This is a genomic window from Pseudarthrobacter sp. fls2-241-R2A-127, assembly GCF_030209355.1.
Lineage (GTDB): Bacteria > Actinomycetota > Actinomycetes > Actinomycetales > Micrococcaceae > Arthrobacter.
This window is the reverse complement of sequence record NZ_JARVSF010000017.1, coordinates 26545-33409: the sequence shown is the minus strand read 5'-3', so window position 1 is coordinate 33409 and position 6865 is coordinate 26545. Positions and strand designations below refer to the sequence as shown.

Here is a 6865-nt window from a genome sequence, read left to right as displayed (position 1 = left end):
CCCAAACAATTCCGTTCAGGATCGCTCCGGAGCAACTTTCCAAACTTACCCGATCCCACAACCCGAGTCAAATCCATCTTCCAGGACTCACATCATGTTGAAGACCGCCCCATACCGATTTCCAGCGCCCTAAAGAGCAACCAGATCCTGGCTTTGAAGTGGGGGTTTTTGGCCACCCGCGGCTACCAGCTCAACGCTGTCCCCCGCGGCGACTTAGAAAACAATACACGCCCACCACCCCCACCGCAAACTGACCCTCCCAGGGCGGGAGATCCCCGGGATTCCGCGGCGAAACCCGGGGTGGAGCGCCTGCGCAACCAGCCGACGTCGTCATTATGCAGGTGTGTGCTGCCGCACAGGTGTTTCCTTGCATGCCCAACCACTGAACGACCAATGGGTTAAACGCAGAAGGGCCGACAACCCTAAGGTTGCCGGCCCTTCTCAAGCAGCTGGAATCAGCGGTGCTGAATTACCAGGAAGACTTGGTGATGCCCGGGAGTTCGCCTCGGTGTGCCATGTCGCGGAAACGGACACGGGAGATGCCGAACTTCTGGAAGGTGCCACGGGGGCGGCCGTCGATGATGTCGCGGTTGCGCAGACGGATCGGGGACGCGTTGCGCGGCAGCTTCTGCAGGCCCAGGCGGGCTGCTTCGCGTGCTTCGTCGGTTGCGTTCTCGTCAACCAGGGTCTTCTTCAGCTCGAGGCGCTTTGCAGCGTAACGCTCAACGATGACCTTGCGCTGCTCGTTGCGAGCAATCTTGGACTTCTTAGCCATGTTTAGCGCTCCTCTCGGAATTCGACGTGCTGGCGGATCTTGGGGTCGTACTTCTTCAGGACCATGCGGTCAGGATCGTTACGACGGTTCTTGCGGGTTACGTAGGTGTAACCCGTGCCCGCGGTCGACTTGAGCTTGATGATCGGACGTACGTCCTTGTCCTTAGCCACTAGAGCTTCACCCCACGAGCCAGAATGTCGGCGACGACTGCGTCGATGCCGCGCACGTCGATGGTCTTGATGCCACGTGCAGAGACCTGCAGCGTGACGTTACGGCGCAGGGACGGAACCCAGTAGCGCTTCTTCTGAATGTTCGGATCGAACCGGCGCTTGTTGCGGCGGTGCGAGTGCGAAATGCTGTGCCCAAAGCCCGGCTCGGCTCCGGTCACTTGGCAGTGTGCTGCCATGACTTCTCCTCAAGAATTGAAAGTAATGATCCGCATATCTGCTGCTGGACCATGCTGCCAAGTGCGACCCTAAATAACAGAGGGCAACGGTTAGTCACGCAACTTGAGCCCCTAACTACCGGCCACCCTGGAGAAAATTACCGGGCAACCGGAGCAATTGCGCACGCTCCGCGCACTTAGCGCCTACCAAGTCTACGAGTTGACGCAATTAAAGACCAATCGGGTGTATAAGGGCATCCGCGCGAGTGGAAGGTCACAGCAGCCTGTTGCCCTTTTTCACAGCAGGGACATAGCTTCCCACCGCAATGTTGGATACATGAACACGCAGCTCCTGCCGACAACACCGGCCGCAAGCAGCTCCGGCCGTACGGGGCGTCCTTCCCTGTCCACTAAACGGCCCGTCCGTGGCTGGTTCGCCCGGCAGCACAGGCAGCGCATGCTGCGAACAGACTTCCTGACCGTCATTGCCTGGGCATCGGTTGCCGCGGCAATTGCCCTGTGGCTGGCGGACTGCGGGGCCACAAACATCACGTCTCCGGCCGGCCTCTTCACGGCAGGCGGGATCGTGGCCGGGTTGGCGGGCATGGACCTGGTCCTGCTCATGCTGCTCCTGGCCGCAAGGATCCCGTTCATTGACCGGACCATCGGCCATGACCGGGCCCTGGAGTTTCATGGGAAGCTGGGCAAGCCTTCCCTGTACCTGCTCCTGGCCCACGGCCTCCTGATCGCCATCGGTTATGGCATGGCGGAGGGCCTGGACCTGGTCAGCGAATCCATCAATCTTTGGCTTCAGGTCCCTGATATGTGGCTGGCCTTCGTCTCCATGGCGCTGTTTATCGCCGTTGTGGTGACGTCGCTGGTAGCCGTGCGGCGCCGCTTCCCTTACGAGTTCTGGTACGTGGTCCACCTCCTGACATATGCGGCCGTAGCCACCTCGATCCCGCACCAGTTCAGCGTCGGCGGATTGTTCGCCGCGGGTACCTGGCAGCGCTGGTACTGGTTGGCCATCTGCATCTCCACCGGCACAGCCCTGGTGTACTTCCGCGTCCTGGAACCCGTGCTGGCAACCCTCAGGCACCAGCTCACTGTTGCCCGGGTGGAGGCCGTGGCGCCCGGCGTCGTCAACATCGTCATGCGGGGCCGGCAACTGGACCAGCTGGCAGGGACGGGAGGCCGGTTCTTCATCTGGCGGTTCCTCGCACCGGGAATGTGGTGGCACCCGCACCCGTTCAGCCTGTCCGCCGAGCCGGTCTTCAACGGCCCTGACGGCCAAGGAACCATGCGGATCACGGTCCGCAACCTGGGCGACGGATCGGCAGGGCTCCTGCGGCTGCGGAAAGGAACCAAAGTGGCGCTTGAAGGACCCTACGGCCTGCTCAGCACCGCGGTTCGCACCAAGAACAAGGTGGTCATGATCGGGGCCGGTATCGGCATAACTCCGCTGCGGGCGCTGCTGGAAACCACACCGTTCGGACCCGGGGAGGCCAGCGTCCTGCTCCGCGGCCACACGGAGCAGGAGCTCTACCTCAGCAGCGAAATCCTGGATATCTGCCAGGAGCGCGGGGTCAGGCTCTTCCACCTCACCGGGCCCCGGTCCCATGGCCACTCCACCTGGCTTCCCGAGGACGCCGTGCGCAACGGCTACAGCCTCACCTCCTACGTCCCGGACATCAAGGACGCCGACGTTTACGTCTGCGGCCCGGCTACCTGGGCGTCCAACGTCATAGCGGCCGCCGCGAAGGCCGGCGTCAGCGAGGACCAAATCCATCACGAAAGGTTTGACTGGTGAAAATACGCGGAATAGCCGCTGCCGCCTTTGCCTCCGCGGGGATTCTCCTGGCGGGCTGGCAGGCCGGCACGCAGGTATCAGGCATCAGCACCGTTGCAACGGGCACGACGGCGGCAGGCACCACGGGTGCCACCGGCACCGGAACAGCGGGGACGGGTTCCTCCACAGCTTCGGGCTCCTCCGGCACAACCGGCTCGTCCAGCACCTCGGGTACGTCCGGCTCCTCAAGTTCGTCCGGGTCGTCGGGTTCAACCGGCTCCGGCACCTACAAAGGGACCGCCGTCCAAACCAGGTTCGGCCCTGTCCAGGTCCAGATCACGGTGGCCAACGGCAAGATCACGGACGTCACGGCCCTTCAGCTGACCAACGCGGACGGCAAGTCTGTCCAGATCAGCAACCGCGCCGCGCCCCTGCTTCGCAGCAAGGTCCTGGCAGCGCAGTCGGCAAACGTGCAAACCGTCAGCGGCGCCACGGTCACCAGTGACGCCTACCTGACCTCGCTCCAGGCAGCCATCGATGCAGCGCACCTCTAGCCCCGTGTCACCGCAAACAGGCGCTCCGGCCCTGCAAGCCCGCACGTTCGAGTGCATGGGTACGGTCATCAGCCTGACCATGCCCGTCGGCGTGGCCGCGGAAGGGCAGCCACGCCTTGATGAGCTCGCTGCCGCCACCGCCGTCGTCAAAAGCCTCTTCCGGGAGCTCGACGAAACCTTCAGCCTCTACCGCCCGGACTCCGAAGCCAGCCGGCTGGCCCGCGGCGAACTGACGCTGCGGACCGCATCGGCCCGGATGCGGGAACGGTACGCCGAGGCGCATGAGTGGCGGCTGCGGACGGAGGGCGCCTTTACCCCGGAGAGGCCGGACGGCGTCCTGGACCTGTCCGGCATCATCAAGGGCCACGCGATTCGCGAGGCCGGCACCTCACTCCTTGCGCTGGGCCGACGCGACTGGTGCCTGAACGCCGGCGGGGACGTCCTGGTCAGCGGCTCGCCCCGGCCGGGCAGCACCGAGGCGTGGAAAGCCGGGATCGTGGATCCGTCGGACCGACGCACCCTGATCACCGGGTATGCGCTCGGTGCGGGCGGACAGCACACAGGCCTTGCAACCTCGGGCTCGGCCGAACGCGGCGAGCACATCTGGCGGCTGGGAAGCGGCTCCGAATTCGTCCACGTCACCGTGGCGGCACCGGATATCGTCACCGCTGACGTACTGGCCACCGCTATCGTTTCCGGCGGAACGCCGATGCTGAACCTGGCCACCGACAACTGGGATGTTGCAGTGCTGGCGATCCGCGCCGACGGCTCGATGCTGTCCACTCCGGCGTTCCGGTACACCTGAGCCCGGCGGCCTGATACTGCCGGGTCAGAGCCGCGTCAGTTGCGGGTACTTTGGCTGAAGGTTGTCCCCGGACGACTTTCCGGTGACCCGGCGCACCACCCAGGGGGCCGCATATTCCCTGAACCACTGGGCATTGGCGCGGAGCGCATCCCTGCCGCTGAGTTCCGGGACCGGGGTCATGGGCGGGATGTCGATGGAGTGGTCGTATTTGAGGACCTCGAGCACGCGCTTGGCCATGTTGGCGTGGCCCGCAGCGGACATGTGCATCCGGTCGTGGGCCCACATGCCCCAGTCGTAGTACTCGCTGAACCGCCAGTAATCCACCAGCAGCGCTCCGTGGTCCCCCGCGATGCCGCGGACCAGTTCGTTGTAGATTGCGGTCCGGCCGCGCATGGTGCCGAAAACCTTTGAACCCCGGGCATCGAAACCCGTGAACATCACCACGGTGGCGCCGGTGGCGGCCAGCCTGCCGACGGCGTCGTTGTACTCCACCAGCAGCTCGTCGATGTCCACGCGCGGGCGGAGGATGTCATTGGCGCCCGCGTAGATGCTCACCAGTGTGGGATTGAGTTCGACGGCGGCGTCCACCTGCTCGGCGAGGATCTGCCGGAGCTTCCTGCCGCGGATGGCGAGGTTGGCGTAGCCGAAGCCGGGATCGGCGGCGCAGAGCTGTTCAGCCAGGCGGTCGGCCCAGCCGCGGACACCGTTGGGGCGGGCGGAGTCGTCGTCGCCAACGCCTTCGGTAAACGAATCGCCCAAGGCCACGAACCGGGAAGTGAAATCCATGCGGTAAGTTTGCCACCCGTTGCCGGAAGCAACCAATCGGCGGTTCAGCCCTTGGTTTCGCGCAGGATCCAGTGGTCAGTGTCCAGGCGCCCTACGACCTTTTCGCCGATCCGCGCCAGGTCCAGGACGTCCTGTTCGGTCAAGGCATCGAGGAACAGGTCACGGACGTCTTCGACATGGCGGGGCGCCAGCCCCACAATGGTCGCCATCCCCTCCTCGGTGAGGTGAGCCGTGGTCACCCGCGCATCGTGGGGGTGCGGACGGCGCTCCACCCAGCCCCGCTTTTGCAGCTTCGTCACCACGTGGGAGAGGCGGGACAGGGAGGCGCTGCTGCGGGCGGCAAGCTCGCTCATGGGCAGGAACCGGTCCTCGGCTTCGGAGAGCATCGCCAGGACGGTGTAATCGAAGAGGGACAACTTCCCCGCGCTGTGCAGCCTGGTGTCGAGTGCCGCAGGCAGCAGCGTGTTGATGCTCACCAGCGCCAACCAGGCACGGCGTTCGTCTGCGTTGAGCCATCGGGGTTCGGTCATGACCCCATTCTACGATTGATCTTTCAAGTAGCTTGTTGCGGCGCCGGTAGGCTTGGCCCATGTATGTTGTCTCCCTCACCTACCGCGTGCCCCAGGAGATCGTCGACTTCCACAACGACGCCCATATCGCCTGGCTGCAAAAGGCCTTCGACGACGGCGTTTTCATCGCCGCGGGCCGCAAGATTCCACGAACCGGAGGGTTGTTGCTGTCGCAGGCGGACCGCGCCACCCTCGACGCCAGCCTGGCGCAGGACCCGTTCTACTCCAATGGGGTTGCAGAGTTCGAGGTGCTGGAGTTCCATGCGGGCCGGGTGGCGCCGGGGTATGAAAACCTGCTGGACAGCCCGCCCGCACCGACCAGCTAAGGCGCGGCGCCGTCGTCGGGCGTTTCCGCCGCCAGCTTCTTCAGCCCCTTGCGCGGGACTTTCACCGGCTCCGGCCAGCGCGGGGTGAGCGTGTCCCCCAGCGTGATGCCGCGGAGCTTGCGTCCGAACAGCGGCAGGACCCAATCGTGGACCCAGCGCCGCTGCCGCTGCTCCCATTCGCGGAGGCTGAGCCGTGCGGGCGGTTGCCAGTCCTTGCGCTTGATCTTGTGCGGAACGCCCAACTGGTCCAGCACCTGCCCGGCAAGGTACTTGTGCCCGGCCTTGGACATGTGCAGCCGGTCCGAGTCCCACATCCGGCGGTCATGGAAGGCGTCCAGGCACCAGTAGTCCACCAGCAGGGCCCCGTGCTTCGCGGCGATGTCCCGTACCCGCTGGTTGTAGTAGGTGTTGCGTTTCTTCAGCGGCTCCAGCAGCGCCGAAACCTTGACGTCGAACCCGGTGAAGAGGACCACGGTGGCCCCGGTGCCCGCGAGTTTGGCGACGAATTGCTCGTAGTCCGCCATCAGCGCCGCCATGTCCGTTTTCAGGTCCAGGATGTCGTTGCCGCCGGCATAGAGCGTGATCAGCGTGGGCCGCATCCGCAGGGCGGGTTCCAGCTGTTCGTCGATGATGTGCCGCAGGCGTTTGCTCCTGATGGCCAGGTTGGCGTACTTCCAGCCGGGCTGCGCCTTGGCAAGTTTTTCGGCCACCCGGTCGGCCCAGCCCCGCACCCCGTTGGGAAACCGCTCGTCCCGGTCCCCCACGCCTTCGGTAAAGGAATCGCCGAGGGCAACAAACACCCGCCGCCCGGAGTCGGGAAGCAAGGGAACAGAGGGCACCAACCCAACATAGAACGAAGAAAAAGAGCGCAGGGAA

General features: G+C 64.7%; 10 protein-coding genes. 4 read left to right on the top strand and 6 right to left on the bottom strand.

The window, feature by feature from the left end; all coding sequences use genetic code 11:
- Nucleotides 1-469: 469 nt before the first annotated feature.
- Genes rpsN through rpmB form a run of 3 tightly spaced genes read right to left on the bottom strand, consistent with a single transcriptional unit; the run spans nucleotide 470 to nucleotide 1181 of the window.
- Nucleotides 470-775, bottom strand: a complete 306-nt coding sequence (gene rpsN, locus QRN53_RS13655) for a 30S ribosomal protein S14 (protein WP_015938870.1) — start codon at nucleotides 773-775, stop codon at nucleotides 470-472.
- Between the two features lie 2 nt (nucleotides 776-777).
- A complete protein-coding gene (gene rpmG, locus QRN53_RS13650) occupies nucleotides 778-945 on the bottom strand; it encodes a 50S ribosomal protein L33 (RefSeq protein WP_013602737.1) in 168 nt (55 codons plus the stop codon).
- The gene (gene rpmB, locus QRN53_RS13645) at nucleotides 945-1181 is read right to left on the bottom strand and encodes a 50S ribosomal protein L28 (protein ID WP_018763944.1); all 237 of its coding nucleotides are present in this window, start codon (nucleotides 1179-1181) and stop codon (nucleotides 945-947) included. The genes rpmG and rpmB overlap by 1 nt, the downstream gene beginning before the upstream one ends.
- Nucleotides 1182-1497: 316 nt before the next feature.
- On the opposite strand from rpmB, the gene QRN53_RS13640 reads away from it, so the two are divergent.
- The 3 genes from QRN53_RS13640 to QRN53_RS13630 are packed head-to-tail and all read left to right on the top strand — an operon-like array spanning nucleotide 1498 to nucleotide 4308.
- A complete protein-coding gene (locus QRN53_RS13640; protein WP_502934848.1) occupies nucleotides 1498-2970 on the top strand; it encodes a ferredoxin reductase family protein in 1473 nt (490 codons plus the stop codon).
- Nucleotides 2967-3503 (top strand): FMN-binding protein, encoded by a 537-nt coding sequence (locus tag QRN53_RS13635; RefSeq protein WP_285244376.1) that lies wholly within the window; start codon nucleotides 2967-2969, stop codon nucleotides 3501-3503. The genes QRN53_RS13640 and QRN53_RS13635 overlap by 4 nt, the downstream gene beginning before the upstream one ends.
- A 55-nt stretch (nucleotides 3504-3558) precedes the next feature.
- Nucleotides 3559-4308 (top strand): FAD:protein FMN transferase, encoded by a 750-nt coding sequence (locus QRN53_RS13630; protein WP_285244380.1) that lies wholly within the window; start codon nucleotides 3559-3561, stop codon nucleotides 4306-4308.
- A 24-nt stretch (nucleotides 4309-4332) separates the two neighbouring features.
- Here the strand turns inward: QRN53_RS13630 and QRN53_RS13625 are convergent, their stop codons facing one another.
- Nucleotides 4333-5094 (bottom strand): SGNH/GDSL hydrolase family protein, encoded by a 762-nt coding sequence (locus QRN53_RS13625; protein ID WP_285244375.1) that lies wholly within the window; start codon nucleotides 5092-5094, stop codon nucleotides 4333-4335.
- A 44-nt stretch (nucleotides 5095-5138) separates the two neighbouring features.
- Nucleotides 5139-5624 carry a MarR family winged helix-turn-helix transcriptional regulator gene (locus tag QRN53_RS13620; protein ID WP_285244374.1) on the bottom strand — a complete coding sequence of 162 codons (486 nt, stop codon included), beginning with the start codon at nucleotides 5622-5624 and terminating at the stop codon, nucleotides 5139-5141.
- Nucleotides 5625-5683: 59 nt separating this feature from the next.
- On the opposite strand from QRN53_RS13620, the gene QRN53_RS13615 reads away from it, so the two are divergent.
- Nucleotides 5684-5989, top strand: coding sequence for a YciI family protein (locus QRN53_RS13615; RefSeq protein WP_285244373.1), 306 nt, complete (start codon nucleotides 5684-5686; stop codon nucleotides 5987-5989).
- Here QRN53_RS13615 and QRN53_RS13610 read toward each other — a convergent pair.
- Nucleotides 5986-6828: an SGNH/GDSL hydrolase family protein gene (locus tag QRN53_RS13610; protein WP_285244372.1), complete on the bottom strand. Its 843-nt coding sequence runs from the start codon at nucleotides 6826-6828 to the stop codon at nucleotides 5986-5988. The genes QRN53_RS13615 and QRN53_RS13610 overlap by 4 nt on opposite strands.
- Nucleotides 6829-6865: the final 37 nt, after the last annotated feature.

Coding starts and splice junctions, on each gene's coding strand:
- QRN53_RS13620 (WP_285244374.1), bottom strand. CDS start 5,624: ATGACCGAACCCCGATGGCTCAACGCAGACGAACGCCGTGCCTGGTTG.
- QRN53_RS13640 (WP_502934848.1), top strand. CDS start 1,498: ATGAACACGCAGCTCCTGCCGACAACACCGGCCGCAAGCAGCTCCGGC.
- QRN53_RS13615 (WP_285244373.1), top strand. CDS start 5,684: ATGTATGTTGTCTCCCTCACCTACCGCGTGCCCCAGGAGATCGTCGAC.
- QRN53_RS13625 (WP_285244375.1), bottom strand. CDS start 5,094: ATGGATTTCACTTCCCGGTTCGTGGCCTTGGGCGATTCGTTTACCGAA.
- rpsN (WP_015938870.1), bottom strand. CDS start 775: ATGGCTAAGAAGTCCAAGATTGCTCGCAACGAGCAGCGCAAGGTCATC.
- rpmB (WP_018763944.1), bottom strand. CDS start 1,181: ATGGCAGCACACTGCCAAGTGACCGGAGCCGAGCCGGGCTTTGGGCAC.
- QRN53_RS13630 (WP_285244380.1), top strand. CDS start 3,559: ATGGGTACGGTCATCAGCCTGACCATGCCCGTCGGCGTGGCCGCGGAA.